At 68.3% G+C, this 17,387-nt stretch carries 15 protein-coding genes and 1 other RNA gene; 7 read left to right on the forward strand and 9 right to left on the reverse strand.

Going from position 1 to position 17,387, the window contains the following annotated elements; translation table 11 throughout:
• Positions 1-21 precede the first annotated feature (21 nt).
• Both AC23D6_RS09070 and AC23D6_RS09075 read left to right on the forward strand, forming a co-directional pair.
• Positions 22-1,482, forward strand: coding sequence for a WS/DGAT/MGAT family O-acyltransferase (locus AC23D6_RS09070; RefSeq protein ID WP_487752428.1), 1,461 nt, complete (start codon positions 22-24; stop codon positions 1,480-1,482).
• Between the two features lie 110 nt (positions 1,483-1,592).
• Positions 1,593-2,267, forward strand: coding sequence for a YiaD family glycine zipper/OmpA-like lipoprotein (locus AC23D6_RS09075; RefSeq protein ID WP_487752429.1), 675 nt, complete (start codon positions 1,593-1,595; stop codon positions 2,265-2,267).
• A 53-nt stretch (positions 2,268-2,320) separates the two neighbouring features.
• Here AC23D6_RS09075 and pip read toward each other — a convergent pair whose 3' ends face one another.
• Positions 2,321-3,265: a prolyl aminopeptidase gene (gene pip / locus AC23D6_RS09080; protein ID WP_487752430.1), complete on the reverse strand. Its 945-nt coding sequence runs from the start codon at positions 3,263-3,265 to the stop codon at positions 2,321-2,323.
• Between the two features lie 152 nt (positions 3,266-3,417).
• Here pip and AC23D6_RS09085 point away from each other — a divergent pair, with 152 nt between their 5' ends.
• On the forward strand, positions 3,418-5,787 hold the full coding sequence (locus tag AC23D6_RS09085; RefSeq protein ID WP_487752431.1) for a Tex family protein: 2,370 nt from the start codon (positions 3,418-3,420) through the stop codon (positions 5,785-5,787).
• A gap of 421 nt (positions 5,788-6,208) precedes the next feature.
• On the opposite strand, the gene AC23D6_RS09090 is transcribed toward AC23D6_RS09085, so the two are convergent.
• Positions 6,209-8,290, reverse strand: a complete 2,082-nt coding sequence (locus AC23D6_RS09090; RefSeq protein WP_487752432.1) for a hypothetical protein — start codon at positions 8,288-8,290, stop codon at positions 6,209-6,211.
• A gap of 115 nt (positions 8,291-8,405) precedes the next feature.
• On the opposite strand from AC23D6_RS09090, the gene AC23D6_RS09095 reads away from it, so the two are divergent.
• Positions 8,406-9,686: an exo-beta-N-acetylmuramidase NamZ family protein gene (locus tag AC23D6_RS09095; RefSeq protein WP_487752433.1), complete on the forward strand. Its 1,281-nt coding sequence runs from the start codon at positions 8,406-8,408 to the stop codon at positions 9,684-9,686.
• 806 nt (positions 9,687-10,492) lie between these two features.
• Here the strand turns inward: AC23D6_RS09095 and AC23D6_RS09100 are convergent.
• The 6 genes from AC23D6_RS09100 to smpB form a co-directional block, all read right to left on the reverse strand.
• Positions 10,493-11,116, reverse strand: a complete 624-nt coding sequence (locus AC23D6_RS09100; RefSeq protein WP_487752434.1) for a DUF2894 domain-containing protein — start codon at positions 11,114-11,116, stop codon at positions 10,493-10,495.
• Positions 11,106-11,756 carry an OmpA family protein gene (locus AC23D6_RS09105; protein WP_487752435.1) on the reverse strand — a complete coding sequence of 217 codons (651 nt, stop codon included), beginning with the start codon at positions 11,754-11,756 and terminating at the stop codon, positions 11,106-11,108. Before AC23D6_RS09105 ends, AC23D6_RS09100 begins: the two co-directional genes overlap by 11 nt.
• Complete coding sequence (locus AC23D6_RS09110) at positions 11,753-13,828, reverse strand: DUF802 domain-containing protein (protein WP_487752436.1); 2,076 nt, start codon at positions 13,826-13,828, stop codon at positions 11,753-11,755. The genes AC23D6_RS09105 and AC23D6_RS09110 overlap by 4 nt, the downstream gene beginning before the upstream one ends.
• Before the next feature lie 16 nt (positions 13,829-13,844).
• Positions 13,845-14,507 carry a DUF3348 family protein gene (locus AC23D6_RS09115; protein ID WP_487752437.1) on the reverse strand — a complete coding sequence of 221 codons (663 nt, stop codon included), beginning with the start codon at positions 14,505-14,507 and terminating at the stop codon, positions 13,845-13,847.
• A 99-nt stretch (positions 14,508-14,606) separates the two neighbouring features.
• Positions 14,607-14,960: a transfer-messenger RNA gene (gene ssrA, locus AC23D6_RS09120) on the reverse strand.
• Between the two features lie 241 nt (positions 14,961-15,201).
• The gene (smpB, locus tag AC23D6_RS09125) at positions 15,202-15,690 is read right to left on the reverse strand and encodes an SsrA-binding protein SmpB (protein WP_093298012.1); all 489 of its coding nucleotides are present in this window, start codon (positions 15,688-15,690) and stop codon (positions 15,202-15,204) included.
• A gap of 41 nt (positions 15,691-15,731) precedes the next feature.
• Here smpB and AC23D6_RS09130 point away from each other — a divergent pair, with 41 nt between their 5' ends.
• The gene (locus AC23D6_RS09130; protein ID WP_487752438.1) at positions 15,732-16,160 is read left to right on the forward strand and encodes a type II toxin-antitoxin system RatA family toxin; all 429 of its coding nucleotides are present in this window, start codon (positions 15,732-15,734) and stop codon (positions 16,158-16,160) included.
• Between the two features lies 1 nt (position 16,161).
• On the forward strand, positions 16,162-16,413 hold the full coding sequence (locus AC23D6_RS09135) for an RnfH family protein (RefSeq protein ID WP_487752601.1): 252 nt from the start codon (positions 16,162-16,164) through the stop codon (positions 16,411-16,413).
• 4 nt (positions 16,414-16,417) lie between these two features.
• Here the strand turns inward: AC23D6_RS09135 and AC23D6_RS09140 are convergent, their stop codons facing one another.
• Positions 16,418-16,813, reverse strand: a complete 396-nt coding sequence (locus AC23D6_RS09140) for an outer membrane protein assembly factor BamE (RefSeq protein WP_487752439.1) — start codon at positions 16,811-16,813, stop codon at positions 16,418-16,420.
• Between the two features lie 103 nt (positions 16,814-16,916).
• On the opposite strand from AC23D6_RS09140, the gene fur reads away from it, so the two are divergent.
• Positions 16,917-17,321: a ferric iron uptake transcriptional regulator gene (fur, locus tag AC23D6_RS09145; protein ID WP_093298022.1), complete on the forward strand. Its 405-nt coding sequence runs from the start codon at positions 16,917-16,919 to the stop codon at positions 17,319-17,321.
• Positions 17,322-17,387: the final 66 nt, after the last annotated feature.

Below are 17,387 nucleotides of genomic sequence, written 5' to 3' on the forward strand. Positions count from 1 at the left end.
ACGCGGGAGAGGAGGGCAAGCATGGCCACGAAGAAGGCGCCGGCAAAGCCGCGTCGCGAGCCGATGTCGCGGGTGGACACCGCCTGGTTGCGGATGTGTCGTCCGACCAATCCGATGATGATCACCGGCGTGCTGATGTTCGATGAGCCGATGACGCTCGACCGGTTGAAGCAGGTCATCAGGAAGCGCTTCCTCGCCTATCCGCGTTTCCTGCAGAAGGCGGTCGACACGCCGGCAGGCGCTTCGTGGGTGACCGATCCCGACTTCGATCTGGACTGGCATGTGCGCCTGTCCGCGCTGCCCGGGCGGCATGATCCGAAGTCCGAGAAGAAGGCGCTGGAGCGCTTCACCAGCCAGATGGCCTCCACGCCCTTGGACAAGACCAAGCCGCTGTGGCAGTTCCACCTGATCGAGCGTTATGGCACCGGTTCCGCGCTCGTGGCCCGCATCCACCACAGCTATGCCGATGGCATCGCCCTGGTGCAGGTGTTGCTCTCGCTGACCGACACCAGCCGCAAGCCGGATGCGGGCAAGGACCTGCGCTCGGCGTGGCTGAAGAAGGATGGCGTGGAAGTCGTGCGACGTGTCGGCGCCATCGATCGCTACGTGCAGATCGGCGGCAAGGTGATCGGCAAGGGTATGGAGATGATGCAGGACCCAACGCTGGCCACCATGCTGGCGAAGGAGGGCGGCGAGATCGGCCGCGAATTGCTGCACGCGCTGTCGCTGTCCGACGACCCGCCCACGCTGCTGCGCGGCAAGTTGGGCGTGAGCAAGCGCGTGGCCTGGGCCGAACCGCTGGACCTGGAAGATGTGAAAGCAGTAGGCCGTGCCTGCGACTGTACCGTCAACGATGTGCTGATGGCCGCCGCTGCGGGCGCGTTGCGCAGCTACATGCTGGAACGCGGGGAGCAGCTCGAAGGCGTCACCCTGCGCGCCACCGTGCCGGTGAACCTGCGGCCGCTGGAGCATGCCCGCAAGCTGGGCAACCATTTCGGCCTGGTGTTCCTGGATCTGCCGGTGGGCGAGGACAATCCGATCCGTCGCCTGGAACGCGTCGCTGAGTGCATGCGTGACCTGAAGAATTCACGCCAGGCCATTGTGGCCTTCGGACTTCTTGCGGCACTCGGCATGGCGCCCTCGGCGTTGCAGAGCGTGGCCCTCGAGCTTTTTTCCCGGAAGGCGACCGCCGTGGCGACCAACGTGCCGGGTCCGCAGCAGCCGCTCTACATGGGCGGGTCCCGTCTGCGGGAGATGATGTTCTGGGTGCCGCAGACCGGATCCATCGGCATCGGCGTGTCCATCCTCAGTTACAACGGCCGCGTGCATTTCGGGTTGATCGCCGACGCCAAGCTGATCCCGGACCCGGATGCCGTGATCCGCCGCTTCGGTCCTGAGTTCGAGAAGCTGCTGTACTTGTCGTTGATGGGGAGCTGGGAGCACACCCTGGATGCCGAGGGCGCCGCGGCGCTGGTCGATTGAAGCCCGACGGCACCTGAATGAACAGGGGTCAAATCGCGCGTTGTAAACATTTCGCTGGGTAGGCTTGCGACCGTTCCGGGTATTCCCCCGCACGCCACCAAGGAGGATGTATGAATGCGATGCTGAAGACCGGTGCCCTCGCGGCACTCACCGTCACCCTACTCGGCGGCTGCGCCAGCTACACCGGCCAGACGAACGACCCGAACGATCCGAACCGTACCCGCACCGGCGCCCTGATCGGCGCAGGCATCGGCGCGGTGGCCGGCCTGCTGAGCGGTAGTGATGCCACCGAGCGTCGCCAGCGCGCCCTGGTGGGCGCGGGCATCGGCGGTATCGCCGGCGGCTCCATCGGCGCCTACCAGGACCGCCAGGAAGCCGAACTGCGCCGCCAGACCGCGGGCACGGGCATCGACGTCAGCCGCGACGGCGACGTCATCAAGCTCAACCTGCCCGATGGCGTGACCTTCGACTTCGGCAAGGCCGAGTTGAAGTCGCAGTTCTATCCGGCGCTCAACAACGTCGCCGCGACCTTGCGCGAATACAACCAGACCATCGTGGAAGTCAGCGGCCACACCGACAGCATCGGTACGGACGCGGTCAACCAGCGCCTGTCCGAGCAGCGCGCCGCCTCGGTCGGCAACTATCTGATCGGCCAGGGGCTGCAGCGCGAGCGCTTCGAAATCGTTGGCATGGGCAAGCGCTATCCGGTGGCCAGCAACGACACCGACGCCGGCCGTGCGCTCAACCGCCGCGTCGAAATCCGCGTGCTGCCGGTCCGTTCGTAAGCACCCCGCACGTCGCACCACTGACGGGCCGCCTCGCGCGGCCCGTCTTCGTTTCAGCGATCCGCGAACGCGTCCGTCGCGCGCACCAGGGCATCGGTGATTGCAGGTTCGGTCGCGCCGTGGCCGGCGAGCACCATCTCCAGCCGGGCCTCGGGCCAGGCCTGCGCCAGCTCCCAGGCGCTGCGCGGCGGACAGATGATGTCGTAGCGGCCCTGGACGATCACGCCGGGCAAGTGGCGGATACGGTCGATGTCGCGTAGTAGTTGGCCGTGCGCGAGGAAGGCGTTGTGGCGGAAGTAGTGCGCCTCGATCCGCGCCTTGGCCAGCACCTTGGCCGGGTCTTCATCGGACACCACATCCGGCTCATGCAGCAGGGTCGCGGCGCCGTCTTCCCAACCCAGCCACGCCTGCGCCGCGACCTGGGCCACCTGCGCATCGGCGCTGTCCAGGCGACGCCAGTACGCTTCGATCATCGCCCCACGCTCATCGGCCGGAATATGCGCTTCGTAACGCACCCAGCGCTCCGGGAACACCCAGCGCGCACCGCCATCGGCTTCGTTGAACCAGCGGTTCTCTTCCGCGCGGCCCAGGTAGACGCCGCGCACGATCAGGCCCGTGGCGCGCTCCGGATGCCCCTGTGCGTAGGCCAGCGCCAGCGTGGAACCCCACGAACCGCCGAACACCAGCCAGCGCTCGACGCCTACGTGTTCGCGAATGGCCTCGATGTCGGCGACCAGGTGCGCGGTGGTGTTGTCGCGCAGCTCGCCGAACGGCGTCGACTGGCCGGTGCCGCGCTGGTCGAACAGGACGATGCGGTAGCGCGTCGGATCGAAGAAACGCCGGTGCACCGGCGACAGCCCGGCACCGGGGCCGCCGTGGAGAAAGATCACGGGAATGCCGGCGGGATTGCCGCATTCCTCCACATGAAGCGTGTGCAGCGCATCGACGGCCAGCCGGTGCGTGCGGTACGGCGCGATGTCGGGATACAGCGTGCGCATGGCCAGGGTCCTCGCAGGGCGTCCGAGCATAGCCAGCGGCGCCGCCCTCGTCAGCCCGCATCCGGCGCGGCTGTCAACCCGTTTCCCGCGCGGCCGTCCGTTGCCACAATCCCGGTCCCACCCGGTCCATCGGGTTTTTCAGTACGGACGCAATGCAAGACCGCACGCCCCAGATCGCCCTGCACATCGCCACCACCATCGCCGCCGAGATCGGCGCGCAGACCGCCCAGGCCAAGGCCGCCATCGCCCTGCTCGACGAAGGCGCCACCGTGCCCTTCATCGCCCGCTACCGCAAGGAAGTCACCGGCGGCCTGGACGACACCCAACTGCGCAACCTGGAAACGCGCCTGACCTACCTGCGCGAACTCGAAGACCGTCGCGCCGCCGTCCTGGCGAGCATCGAGGAACAGGGCAAGCTCACGGACGCACTGCGTGCCGACATCGAAGGCGCCGACAGCAAGGCCCGCCTCGAAGACCTGTACCTGCCTTACAAGCCCAAGCGCCGCACCCGTGCGCAGATCGCGCGCGAAGCCGGCCTGGAGCCGCTGGCCGATGGCCTGCTCGCGGATCCGACCCAAGTACCGGAAACCGCCGCCGCAGCCTACGTCGACGCCGAGAAAGGCATCGCCGATGCCAAGGCCGCGCTCGACGGCGCGCGTGCCATCCTGATGGAGCGATGGGGCGAGAATGCCGCGCTGGTCGGCGAACTGCGCGCGTGGATGAACGACGTCGGCGTGATCCGCGCCAAGGTCGCAACGGGCAAGGAGAACGAAGGGGCGAAGTACCGCGACTATTTCGACCACGCCGAACCGCTGGCGAAGATTCCCTCGCACCGCCTGCTCGCACTGTTCCGCGCGCGCCGCGAGGAAATCCTGCTGCTCGACCTCGACCCGGGCATGGAGGCCGACGCTGGCCATTTGCAGGCCGAAGGGCGCGTGGCCGTACATGCCGGCGTCTCCGCGCAAGGCCGCGCCGCCGACAAGTGGCTGCTGGACACCTGCCGCCTGACCTGGCGCGCCAAGCTGCACATGCACCTGTTGCTCGACCTGTTCAACCAGGCGCGCGAGAAAGCCGAGGCCGAAGCCATCGCGGTGTTCGGCGACAACCTCAAGGATCTGCTGCTGGCCGCGCCTGCCGGGCCGAAGGCCGTGCTCGGCCTCGACCCGGGCCTGCGTACCGGCGTGAAGGTCGCCGTCGTGGACCGCACCGGCAAGCTGGTCGACCACGCCACGATCTACCCGCACGAACCCAAGCGCCAGTGGGAACAGTCGCTGCACGTGCTGCGCGCGTTGTGCATGAAGCACCAGGTGGATCTGATCGCCATCGGCAACGGCACCGCCTCGCGCGAAACCGACAAGCTGGCGGGCGACCTGATCAAACAGGTGCCGGAACGGAAGCTGGAAAAGATCGTCGTCAGCGAAGCCGGCGCCTCGGTGTATTCCGCGTCGGAGTTCGCGGCGAAGGAGTTCCCCGATCTCGACGTCAGCATCCGTGGCGCGGTCTCGATTGCGCGCCGTCTGCAGGATCCGCTGGCCGAACTGGTGAAGATCGAACCCAAGGCGATCGGTGTCGGCCAGTACCAGCACGACGTGGACCAGTTCCGCCTGGCACGTGCGCTCGATGCGCGCGTGGAGGACTGCGTGAACGCGGTCGGCGTCGACGTCAACACCGCCTCGGCCGCGCTGCTGACGCGCGTCTCCGGCCTGTCCTCCAGCGTGGCGGAGAACATCGTGCGCTTCCGCGACGAACATGGCGCCTTCCGCACGCGCAAAGCCTTGCTGGGTGTGCCGCGCCTGGGCGAGAAGACCTTCGAGCAGTGCGCCGGCTTCCTGCGCATCGCCGACGGCGACGAACCGCTGGATGCCTCGTCCGTGCACCCGGAAGCGTATCCCGTTGTGGAGCGCATCCTCGCCGGCAGCGGCCGGCAGGTGAAGCAGATCGTCGGTGACACCGCGTTCCTGCGCAGCGTGAAGGCGGAGCAATACACCGACGACAAGTTCGGCGTGCCCACCATCCGCGACATCCTGAAGGAGTTGGAGAAGCCCGGCCGTGATCCGCGCCCCGAGTTCAAGGCCGCGCGCTTCGCCGACGGCGTGGAGGACATCAAGGACCTGCGCGAGGGCATGATCCTGGAAGGCGTGGTCAGCAACGTGGCCGCGTTCGGAGCGTTCGTCGACATCGGCGTGCACCAGGACGGCCTGATCCACATCTCGGCGCTGTCCGACCGCTACGTGAAGGATCCGCGCGAGGTCGTGAAGGCCGGCGACATCGTCAAGGTGAAGGTGCTGGAGGTCGACGTGGCCCGCAAGCGCATCGCCCTGACGCGCCGCCTCGACGACGCGCCGGCACCGCAGGCGCCGCGCGAATCCCGCGCGAACGACCCGCGTCCGCCGCGAGGTCCGGATCGTGGCCATCCGCGCGATGCGCGACGCGGTCCGGCGCCGACCAAGGCGAGTGCACCGCCGGCCGACAACGCGCTCGCCGCCGCGTTCGCGAGGGCGAAGGGCAATGGACCCACGTAAAGCGGAGCTTGCTCCGCTGGGCATTGGCAGTTGATGCGGAAAGAGGCAGACGCGCCGTCTTAACAGACGGAGTCGAGCAAGCTCGACGCAACGCCGGGACCGTGGGTCAGCAACGACGGAGGCAAAAAGCAGTCGAGCAAGCTCGACTCTACGGGCTCCTTGCTCTGTAGAGCGGAGCTTGCTCCGCTGCTCTCCGCTCCGGTCACGGGTTGCCGCTACCGTGAGGCTGAGGCAAGCGCCGCGACGCGGTAGAAAAAGCAGTCGAGCAAGCTCGACTCTACGGGTTCCTTGTTTTGTAGAGCGGAGCTTGCTCCGCTGCTCTCCGCTCCGGCTATGGGTTGCGAGTAACGAGAGACTGGGCGGCGCCACGACGCGGCAAAAAAGCAGTCGAGCAAGCTCGACTCTACGCCGGGACCGTGTGTCAGGGCGTCGTCACGGCGTACGGCGCGAGATAGCGATTGAGGCCTTCGGCCCGCAGTCGCGTCGCTGCCGAGGACCAGTCGACCGGTGCGTTCGTCTTGAGCGCGTCCAGCACCGCCACCACCGACAGCTCCACTTCCGGCAGGCCGCTCGCGCCCGGTGCGTTGCGGCGCTGTTCGATCGCCTCGAACAGCACCGCATTAGCGTCGGCATAGCCCAGCGGCGCGGTCCGGCCGTGCGCATCGCGCCATGCGGGGCTCTGCAGCACGGCATTGACGTGGGAGAGGATCAGCCACGTCGCCCGGCCGATCAGCTTCAGGTTGCCCGGCTGCACGCTGGTCATCGTGTTGCCGACCACGCGCCCGCGCTTGGCCATGACGCCGGTGGAATGCGCGTTGAGCAGCATTTTCAGCGCGATGGTCTGGTTGAGTTCGAAGGCATCGCGCTGCGGCACCGTGACCGCGATCACCGGCACCGGTCGGGGCAGGGCGGCCACGTCGGCCAGCACGTCGCTCGCCACCGGACGCGCCGACACCGACACCAGCACCGGGTCCGCACCGGCGGCCGCAAACGCCTGCAGCCATTGGCGGTTGGCGTCGTGGTGCGCTTCGCCGCCGAGCAGGATCAGGGCGCCGGCGTCGCCCGGCTGCGGGCGCCCGCGCTGCATGTTGGCGGGCGAATACGAGAGGTCGTAGAGCGCCTGTTGCTCGTCGCCGGCATTGGACAGGCCGCGCAAGGCGGCTTCCTTCAGATAGGGGTCCTGGATGCCGGTCTCGAACGGCGGCAAGTACAGCGCCTTGTCCAGGCCATGGAAAGGACGGTGCAGCAAGGCCTGCCACGCCTGCGCGCCATCGGCCGCCGGCGTCCACACCTGGATCCACGACCGCCGTTCCGGTGCACTCACCGTGTCCAGCGGCGACAGGCGGAAGGTGGGCGCGCGTTCGGTGACGTCGACGAACACCGGCATCAGCGCGCGCGTGGCCAGGTAGGTGGCATGGCGGCCGGCGGCGTAGCTGGCGGCTTCGCGGTCGGTCCAGGCAGCGAGTTTCGGCGCGGCCGCGGCGGCCGTGCGCTGAATGTCGGCGAAGCTGCGCAGGCGGTCGGCGATGCTGGCGTCATTGAAGCCCAGTGCACTGAGTTCCTCGCCCGTCAGCACCTCGCGCAGCAGCGCGCGCGTGGCGTCTTCCAGCACCACGCCCAGCACGTACAGGCTGGTGGTGGTGGCCTGCATGCGGGTGGAGCCGGTGATCGCCTGCGGCCCGGTCGGCAGCGGGATCTTGGTGATGCGCGCATCGTCCAGCACGCGGCGGCTGCGTTCGAACGGCCGCAGCACGCTGTCGGGATTGTTGTAGACGAACCACGTGCGGCGCGCGTCCGCGCCGGCCTGGTCGGCCGCGGCCAGCGCGGTACCGATCACCGCGGAGGTTTCGCCGCCCTCGGTGACGGCGAACACCAGGTCCTGCGGCTGGATGCGGTTGTCCTGCAGCTGCAGGCGACCGATCTCGGGGATGTCCTCGAAGCCTTCCAGCGAGGCGATCAACGCGCGATCGCCGCCGGTGATCTCGCCGCGCACGCCCTCGCCAAGGCCGGGGAAACGCGCGTCGATCTTCGCCATCGCCGGCGTGGCCGCCGTGCGCTGCCAGAACGGCCGCCACAGTCCGCTCTCGATCGTCTCGGCGAGCCGCCCGGTGGAGCCGGTGCCGTAGAAGTACAAGCGATGGCCCTCGCGCAGTGCGCGGGTGATCTCGCCCGAGGCCGCCTCCAGCGCGGCCAGCCGCGCCGGATCGTCGGCCACACCCTGCAAGGCGCGTGCGATGTCCTCGTCCACCGCCAGCAGGGCCGACAGGCCATCCGCGGTGTCGGCGGCGATGCGCGTGCTCAGGTCGAAGCTGCGCGGATGGCGCTGCTCGGTCAGCAGGCTGTGCAGCTGGAACTGCGGCTTGTTCGCCACGAAGTCCTGCGATTGCGCGGACGGTGTGATGCCGAGGCGGTTGGCCGCCGGCTGCGCGCTGGCGGGCACCGCCGCCGAGGCCATCACGAGGAAAGACATGCTGCGCATGAAGCGGTTCGCCTTGCGGGACATCGGATCCCTCACCTGACAACGGAAGAATGCGTCGAGACCGGCGGAAACTCCCCTTGCACGGCATCGCACGCAGGCTGCTATCGTCGCGACCACGATAGCAAACGGTGATGACACTATGCCCCGGTCCCGTCGTCCGCTGCACGCTGCACTGCGCGCCGTCTGCCTGGGACTGCTGCTGGCCCACGGCTCGGTCGGGGCAGGCGAGGTTGCGGCGGCGCCCGCCTGCGACTGCGCCGTGGCCGCGCCGAAGCTGGGCATTGAGGTGCTGCTGGGGGAGCGTCTGGACCTGCTGCGCGGCAAGCGCGTGGGCCTGGTGACGAACGCCACCGGCGTGGACCGCGAGCTGCGCAGCAACGTGGATCGCTTCGCCGAGCGGAAGGACTTCACCCTGGTCGCGCTGTTCGGGCCCGAGCACGGCGTGCGCGGCGACGTGCAGGCTGGCGATCACGTCGCCTCCGCGCGCGATGCGGCCACCGGGCTGCCGGTGCACAGCCTGTACGGCGAGCACCGCGAACCGACGCCGGCGATGCTCGACGGCATCGACGTGCTGGTGTTCGATATCCAGGACGTCGGCACGCGCTTCTATACCTATCCGTACACGCTGGCCGGCGTGATGCGCGCGGCGAAGCGGGCACGGATTCCGGTCATCGTCGCCGATCGTCCCGATCCCTTGGGCGGCGTGCGTATCGAAGGCCCGGTGCTCGATCCCGTCTTGGCCTCGTTCGTCGGCCAGTTCCCGATCCCGATCCGCCACGGCATGACGCTGGGCGAACTGGCCACGCTGTTCAACCGCGCCTTCGGCATCGGCGCCGAGCTGCATGTGGTGGCGATGCAGGGCTGGCGACGCGGCGACGATCCGTGGCGCGGCACGCTGCCGTGGGTGCCGCCGTCGCCGAACATGCCCACGCCGGATACCGCCTTGGTCTATCCGGGCATGGGTCTGCTGGAAGGCACCAACGTCTCCGAGGGCCGCGGCACCACGCGGCCGTTCGAAACCATCGGCGCGCCCTGGGTAGATGCGCCGGCCTTGGCGGCGCGGCTCAATGCGATGGACTTGCCGGGCGTGCGCTTCCGTCCGACCTGGTTCACACCGACCTTCTCCAAGCATGCCGGCAAGGCGTGTGCCGGCGTGCAGTTGCATGTGACCGACTCGGCGGCCTTCCGCCCCGTGCGCACCGGGCTTGCCATGCTGAAAGCCCTGCACGACCAGCACCCGAAGGATTTCGCGTTCCTGCCCGGCGAGCCGCCGTTCTTCGACCGGCTGGCCGGCGTGGGCGACCTGCGCGCCGCGATCATGCGCGGCGACACGCTGGAGGCGATCGAAGCCCGGTGGCAACGTCAGCTGACAGCATTCGACACCCTGCGCCGGCAACACCTGCTGTATCCGATGCCATGATCGCCAGCCATCTCACACTGAGCACCCCACGCGGGGGCGCTGAGCGTGAGCGACGGGGCGCATAGCGCCATCGATGTCACCCGGAAAGCGATCTTTCTCACACAGAGAGCCATCGATGGCATTCCGAATGTGATTGATGGAGCTCCGAGCCTTGCGGATGGGGCTCGGAAAGCGATCTGTCTCACACAGAGAGCCATCGATGGCATTCCGAATGTGATCGATGGAGCTCCGAGCCTTGCGGATGGGGCTCGGAATGCGATCTGTCTCACACAGAGAGCCATCGATGGCATTCCGAATGTGATCGATGGAGCTCCGAGCCTTGCGGATGGGACTCGGAATGCGATCTGTCTCACACAGAGAGCCATCGATGGCATTCCGAGTGTGATCGATGGAGCTCCGAGCCTTGCGGATGGGACTCGGAATGCGATCTGTCTCACACAGAGAGCCATCGATGGCATTCGGAGCGCGATCGATGGGGCTCTGGGGGTCGGCGAATGACACTCCGAAGGCGATCATGGCGCTCAGTGCCTTGCGGATCGAGCTCGGAGCCCGATCTGTCTCACATTGAGCGCGATCCACGGGGCTCGGGATGCATCGATCTCACATGGAGGGCCGTCGAGGGCGTTCTGCGTGCGATCGGCAGGGCGTGGACGCCAGGGATGACATGAATGCCCAGGCGCCAGAAGGCCTGTCTGTGGGAGCGACGTCAGTCGCGATGAGCTATCGGCAACGCTTCATCGCGACTGACCTCGCTCCCACACCTCGCATCAGCTTGCGTCCAGGAAGTGCTCCCAGGCCTGCCAAGGTCAGGTCGCCGCCGGCTTCCGTTTGCGCGGCGCGCGTTTCGGCTTGGCGGGTGCGTCGCTGGCCGTCGTCAGCGGGGCCACCGCCTGCTGCAGCCGTTCCAGCGAGGACAGCGTGTCGGCATAGGCGATGAAGTGCTGCAGATAGCCCGGTGACACCGCGCGCATCAGGTGCAGGGCACGGTGCACGAGCATGCCGGAATTGAGCGGGCCGGCGTCGGCGGGTACGTCGTGCAGCGACGCACGCAGCTGGCTGTCGGTGCGTACTTGGGCCCAGGTGTCGCGTGCTTCGATCAGCATCGGCGGCGGCACGGGTGGGGCTTCCGCGTCCGGAACGTCGCCCGCGCGTGCCTGCAGCGTGGCGACCAGCGCACGCAATGCGGAGACGGCCTCGCTCCCGCGCTCCGTCGCAGGCGCGAGTGCCGGGCGCTGCGCCAACGCCTCCGCATACGCCCGCATCAGCCCGGCCAGACGCGCTTCCAGCAGGCGACGGGGTTCGCCTTCCTGCGTGCGCATCCGCGTGGCCAGCGCTTGCAGGATGTCGAAGCGCGCCGGGTCGGCGCGATCGGCGCCCTGGCTGCGCCAAGCCTGCAGCTGCGCCGTCAGCGGCAGCGCATCACCGTCCATCGTCACCGCTGCGCTTGGACGTGGGGCGGGGAATCGGGGCGATCTCGACGCGACGGTTGCGCGCACGGCCTTCTTCGCTGGTGTTGGCGCTGACCGGTTGCTCAGCGCCGAACGCCGCGGCGAACACCGAGGACGACGGCACGCCCTCGTCGATCAGCGTGCGGGTGACGGTGAGCGCGCGTTGCGCGGAGAGGTCCCAGTTGTCGGCGAACTGGCGGTTGCTGCCGCTGACCTGGCGATCATCGGTGAAGCCGCTGACCATCAGGATCTCGTCGCGCGTGCGCAGGTAATCGGCCAGCGGCGCGGCCAGGCTCTTCAGCAGGTCGCGGCCTTCCGGCTGCAGCTGGTCGGAGTTCAGCGCGAACAGCACGTTGCCGCGGATGCCGATGCGGCCGTCTACCAGCGTCACCCGGCCTTCGGCCAGTGGCGCGGCGAGCGCGTCTTCCAGCGCCTTGCGCTGCTGCGCTTCTTGTTCGCGGCGGCGGGTTTCCTCGTCCAGGCGCTGGGCGAGTTGCGCCTGCACAGCGATCACGCCCACCAGCACCAGCACGAAGGCGCCCAGCAGCACCGACATCAGGTCGCCGAAGCTGGCCCAGACGGGTGCGCCGAGGTCGGCGTCGTCTCCGGTTTCCACGCTCATGCGGCGTCGGCCCCGGCCAGGCGCTGCAGGTCGACGGTGATCTGGCGCTGTGCGGACAGGCTCAGGTCGACCACTTCGCGCGCCTGCGCGACGTAGTAAGCGAGCTGCTCGTCGCTGCGCACCAGCGAGCGCTCCAGCGCACCTTCGATGGCCTGCAGGCGTTCCAGCAGCGCGTCATTGGATTGGCCAAAGCGCGCGACGACCGCCTCGAGCGCATCGCCGAGACCGGCGACTTCGGTAGCCCCGGCGGCGACCTGCGCGGCGACGTGTTCGAGCTTGCCGGTTTCGGCCTGCACGTGGTCGGTGAAGCGGGTGCCCACGCGTTCGAGCAGATCGGCCGAGGTGGCCACCAGCGCGTCGATGGCGGTGCGCTGTTCGGTGGAGGCGTGGTTCACCGCATCGAGCAGCGTCTGCAGCGTGCCCATCATTTGGGTGCGTTCTTCCAGCAGGGCGGTGTCGCGGACCATGCTGTCGGAGAGCTTCTGGCGCAGTTCGGCCACCACGTCGGCGGCGGCGCGCGGTGCTTCCGAGGCGACCTGCACCAGCTGCGAAATCTCCGCGATGGTCTGCTGCGCGTGGATCTGCGCTTGGGTGGTGATGTCGCCGGCGCTGCGCGCGAGCGCGTCGCAGATCTCCTGCTGCAGGCGCGCCGCGTCGGCGGCGGTGCGTTCCCAGTCGCCACGCAGCGTGGTGCTCATCGTCGCCAGCTGCGCGGCCCAGGCGGCCAGGCGGGCTTCATCCTGCTCGGCCAGCGTGCGCTGCAGCGAAGCGTGCGAGGCGTCCACCGCCTGCACCAGTGCGGTGGCCTGCGTGCGGAAATCGGCGCCCGCCGCGACCAGCGCCTCCGCGTTGCGTGCGGCGATGCCATCGGCGGCGGTGGCTTGCTGGGCGAGGGCCTGGGTCCAGCCGTCGGCCAGCGCGGTCGCGGTACGCTCGAGCTGGCCGGAGGCTGCCTCGAGCCAGGCCTGCGAGCGTTGGTCGAACGCCGTTGCCTGGCGTTCGGCGTGCTCCTGCAGGCGTGCGATGAGCGTGTCGTGGGCCTCCTGCTGGCGGGCGAGGGCGCTATCCCATGCGCCGGCCGCCGCGGTGGTGGCCATGCCGAAGCCCGCGGTCAGCGCATCCAACTGCTGCTGCACGGCGGTGCCGACGGTCTGTTGCAGGGCGCCGGTTTCGCGCGCCAGCCCGGCGAGGGTGGCGTCCACGGCCGGTTGCAGCGCAGCGCCGACCGCGCGGGCGCTGGCCTCCACACCGGCCTGCATCGAGGTGACCAGCGTGGACGCGAGTTGCGCCTGCGCGGCTTCGGTGCGGGCGTGGAAGGTTTCCTGGCGCGCGGCCTGTTGGGTGGCGGCGTCGGTGGTCTGCTGTTCGATGGAAGCCACCATCGCCTGTAGGCGCTCGACGAGTTCCGGCATCAGCGCGGCCTGCTGCTGCAGCAGGCGGAAGGAGGTCTCGCGCTGGAACGACTGCGAATGCACGTGCAGCGAGGTCGCGATCTCGTCGTCGAGCCGCTGCGCGACCAGCACGCGCTCACGGCGGCTGAGCGCGGACAGCAGGCCGAGCACCGCCGACGCGGCGACGCCGGCGATCGAGGTGCCGAACGCGAAGCCCAGGCCCTTGACCGGCGCGGCCAGCGAACCGCGGAGGGCGTCGATGTCGGTGGCGCCTTCCAGCGCCAGCCCGGTGCCGCGCAGGGTGACCATCATGCCCAGCAGCGTGCCCAGCATGCCCAGCAGCACCAGCAGGCCGACGAGGTAGGGCGTCAGCGCCGGCGCCGGCAGCGCGACGCGTTCGCCTTCCACGCGCAGGCGCACGGCCTGGCGCAGGCTGGGATGCAGTGGGGCCAGCCAGGCCTGCAGGCCGTTGCCCGCGGGCGAGGTGTCGGTGAGCGCCTGCGCCAGCGTGGCGGTCGCCTGGCGGTACCGCTGCAGCTCCACGGCGCCGGCGATGTAGCACGCCCCGATCACAAGGGTGACCACCACGCCCAGCGCATGGGTGCCGACATAGCCGACGCCGATCCAGCCGACGATGGCCAGGCCGATGAGGAAGAGGGCGGTGGAGAGGGGCTGTTTCATCAAGGGCATCCAGGCATTACGAGGATCGAAGCGCGGCGAGCAGCGCCTCGAGAGGGTGGAAACGGAGGTCGAGTTCGGCCAGCAGCGCGTCCTGCAGGTCGCGCTGGAACAGCGCCAGCCAGGGGCTTCCGGGCGTACCGGCCGCCGCCGTGCGCAGGCGTTCGAACTGCAGACCGAGCAGGGCGGGTGTGTGGGCCAGCAGTGCCTGCTCGCGCGGGCTGAGGGTCATCTCCATCACGGCGTCGACCTCGGCCAGCCGCGCCTGGTCGCCGCCACGCTGCGCCAGAGCATCGCGCAAACGGCCTCGCAGGGGACCGGTGCCGGTCAGCATGGCGCGCTGGCGCTCCAGGCAGAAACGGCGATACGGCGCAAAGTCCTCTTCACCCGCGTCGGCCGGCGGTCCGCGCAGGATGGCCTCCGACAGCGATGTGCGAACCCGGGCGACGGCGTCGGCGTGAGGGGCGTCGGATGCGGGCACGGTGGCTTCGGGCGCAACGGCGCCATCGAGCGCCCGCGACAGCGAGACGGCACGGTTCCAGTCGATCCACTGGCCCAGCCGCTCGGACAGCGCCGGGCCGGCATCGGGCAGGTCGGTCCCGCCCAGGCGGGCGAGGAGACGGACGAAGGCGGGGGCCGCCGCGGGCGTCCGGTACTGCACTGTGGTCACACGGTGGCTCAAAAGAGCGGGGATTTTACAGGAACGCCCTGCGCAATGACCCGCCTCAAGAATCCCCGAACGAAAAGGCCGGACCCTTTCGGGCCCGGCCTTTTGGCTGAATGGTGGAGGTGGGCGGAATTGAACCGCCGTCCGAAGGCACTCCATCCCCGGTACTACATGCTTATCCCACCGTTGGATCTCGTCCTGCAGCAGCACGGTGGGCAAAGCGCACCGCAGGACCAGCCTGTTTTAGGTTGACCGGGTGCTGACAGGCAGCCACTCCCGGCGATTCCGTGATAATGACCTTACGCTGCGAGCACGGACACAAGCAGTTTCAGGGCTTAGGCCTTAAGCGGCCAGAGCGTAGTTGTCGTCGTTGGCAACTAGAGTTTTGCCGCTGGATTTACGAGGAAAGCTGCCCCCTCGGCATGCACCAGGCAACTTCGCAACCCCCGTCGAAGCCAGTGCACCCCCGGGAGTCAGAAACGTCCTGACGAAAGACAGTGTAGGGGCGGGTACCCCGCTTCACAAGGCGCATCGGAGCGGCCATTCAGCCTAAGCATCGTGGAAGCCGGCCGTGGGAGCGACGTCAGTCGCGATCCCTGTTCCCGACAGGCAGGTTTGGTGTGCAAGCCCGATGGGATCGGGGCTCTAGTCGTAGAGCTCGCGACTTACGTCGCTCCCACATCCAACATCGACAACCGATTCCGTATGCTCACGCATCTTTGTTGTGCTGACGCATCACCCGCGATTTCTCGCGGGCCCAGTCGCGGTCCTTCTCGCTGGCGCGCTTGTCGTGCGTCTGCTTGCCCTTGGCGAGGGCGATCTCGGCCTTCACCTTGTTGCCCTTCCAGTAGAGCGAGGTGGGCACCAGCGTGTAGCCGTCGCGTTCGACCTTACCGATCAGGCTGTCGATCTCGTTCCGGTGCAATAGCAGCTTGCGTGTGCGGCGATCGTCGGCCACCACGTGGGTGGAGGCCTGGATCAGCGGCGTGATCTGCGCGCCGAACAGGAAGATCTCGCCGTTGCGAATCGTCGCGTACGCCTCGGTGATGTTGGCGCGGCCGGCACGGATGGCCTTGAGTTCCCAGCCCTGCAGGGCGAGGCCCGCCTCGTGGCGTTGTTCCAGGTGGTATTCGTGCCGCGCACGCTTGTTCAGCGCGATCGTGCCCGTTGCTTTATTCTTGTCCGGTTTCTTTGCCATCCGTCCTATTGTCGCCGAAGGCGGAATTCCACGCGAGCCACATGCATACGATCCGCCGCAGCGCCCTGGTCGAACACTCGGCCACCCGGATGTTCGACCTGGTCAACGACGTGGCGGCCTATCCGCGCCGCTTCGACTGGTGCAGCGCCGCGCAGCTGATCGAGCAGGGCGAGGAGCGGCTGGTGGCGCGCCTCGACCTGGGGCTGGGTTCGCTGCGGACCTGGTTCACCACCGAAAACATCCTGGACCGCCCGCATCGGATCGACATGAACCTGGTCGACGGCCCGTTCCGCAAACTGCATGGGCGCTGGGATTTCCACGCCCTGGACGAGTCCGCCTGCAAGGTGACGCTGACGCTGGAGTTCGAGCCGAGCAGCCGCCTGCTGGCGCCGGCGATGGCGCTGGGCTTCCAGAGCCTGGCCGACCGGATGGTCGACGATTTCGTGCGTGCTGCGGACCGCGGGGCCTGAGATGCGGGTGGAAGTGATCCGCGCCTGGCCGCATCGCTTCGAATCGGTGGAGCTGGATCTGCCTGACGGGTCGACGGTGGCGGCGGCTGTCGCAGCCTGCGGCTTCGATGGGCTGACGCCCGGACAGCCGCTCGCCGTCCATGGCCTGATGGTGGAAGACGATGCGGTGTTGCGCGAGGGCGACCGCGTCGAAGTGCTACGCCCCTTGTTGCTGGACCCGAAGGAAGCGCGCCGCCGGCGGGCGCGCAAGTGACGCCTTAGCGGCGGCGGCCGCCCTTCTTCTTTTCCTTGGCCAGGTTCGGGCCGAACTTGCGCACGTCCTGCGACAGTTGCAGGTCGGCTTCGGGGAAGTATTCGCCTTCCCAACTGGCGAGCGTGTCGCCATTGAACGTCAGCGTCAGGTTCTTCACTTCCGTCGTGCCGCGGCGGTTGGTGCGGTTGCTCGCGGTGTAGTCCCAGCGTTGCGCGTGGAACGGATCGGCGATGGACGGGCTGCCCAGCAGCGACTGCACTTGCTGCTTGCTCTGGCCCACCGCCAACTGGTCCACCGCGCTCTTCTCGATCAGGTTGCCCTGGTAGATCGGCTGCTTGTAGAGGATGCCGCAGCCGGCAGTGGCGGAAGCGAGGGCGGCAACCAGCAGGAATTTGCGCATTGGGACGGGTACGGTGGGAAACCGGGCCGATGATACACTCCCGCGGACCGCCGCAACCGAGCTTCAGGCAGCTGGCGCTAAACCGAGAGTGAACGGAGACGCCATGGAATCGCAGGATCTACGCAAAGTCGGCCTCAAGGTCACCCACCCGCGCATGCGCATCCTGGAGCTGCTGGAGCAGAAGAACTCCCAGCATCACCTGAGTGCGGAAGACATCTACCGGCAGTTGCTGGAACACGGCGACGAGATCGGACTGGCCACGGTGTACCGCGTGCTGACCCAGTTCGAGGCCGCCGGCTTGGTGCTCAAGCACAACTTCGAAGGCGGCCAGGCCGTCTACGAGCTGGACCGCGGCGGCCACCACGACCACATGGTCGATGTCGACACCGGCAAGATCATCGAGTTCGAAAGCACCGAGATCGAGAAGCTCCAGCGCGAGATCGCCGCCAAGCACGGCTACGAACTGGAAGAGCATTCGCTGGTGCTCTACGTGCGCAAGAAGCGCTAGTGCTTCGGAAGTCCCGGCTGTGGGAGCGACGTCAGTCGCGATGAAGCACCGCTGCCGGTCATCGCG

The organism is Pseudoxanthomonas sp. G3, assembly GCF_057654715.1.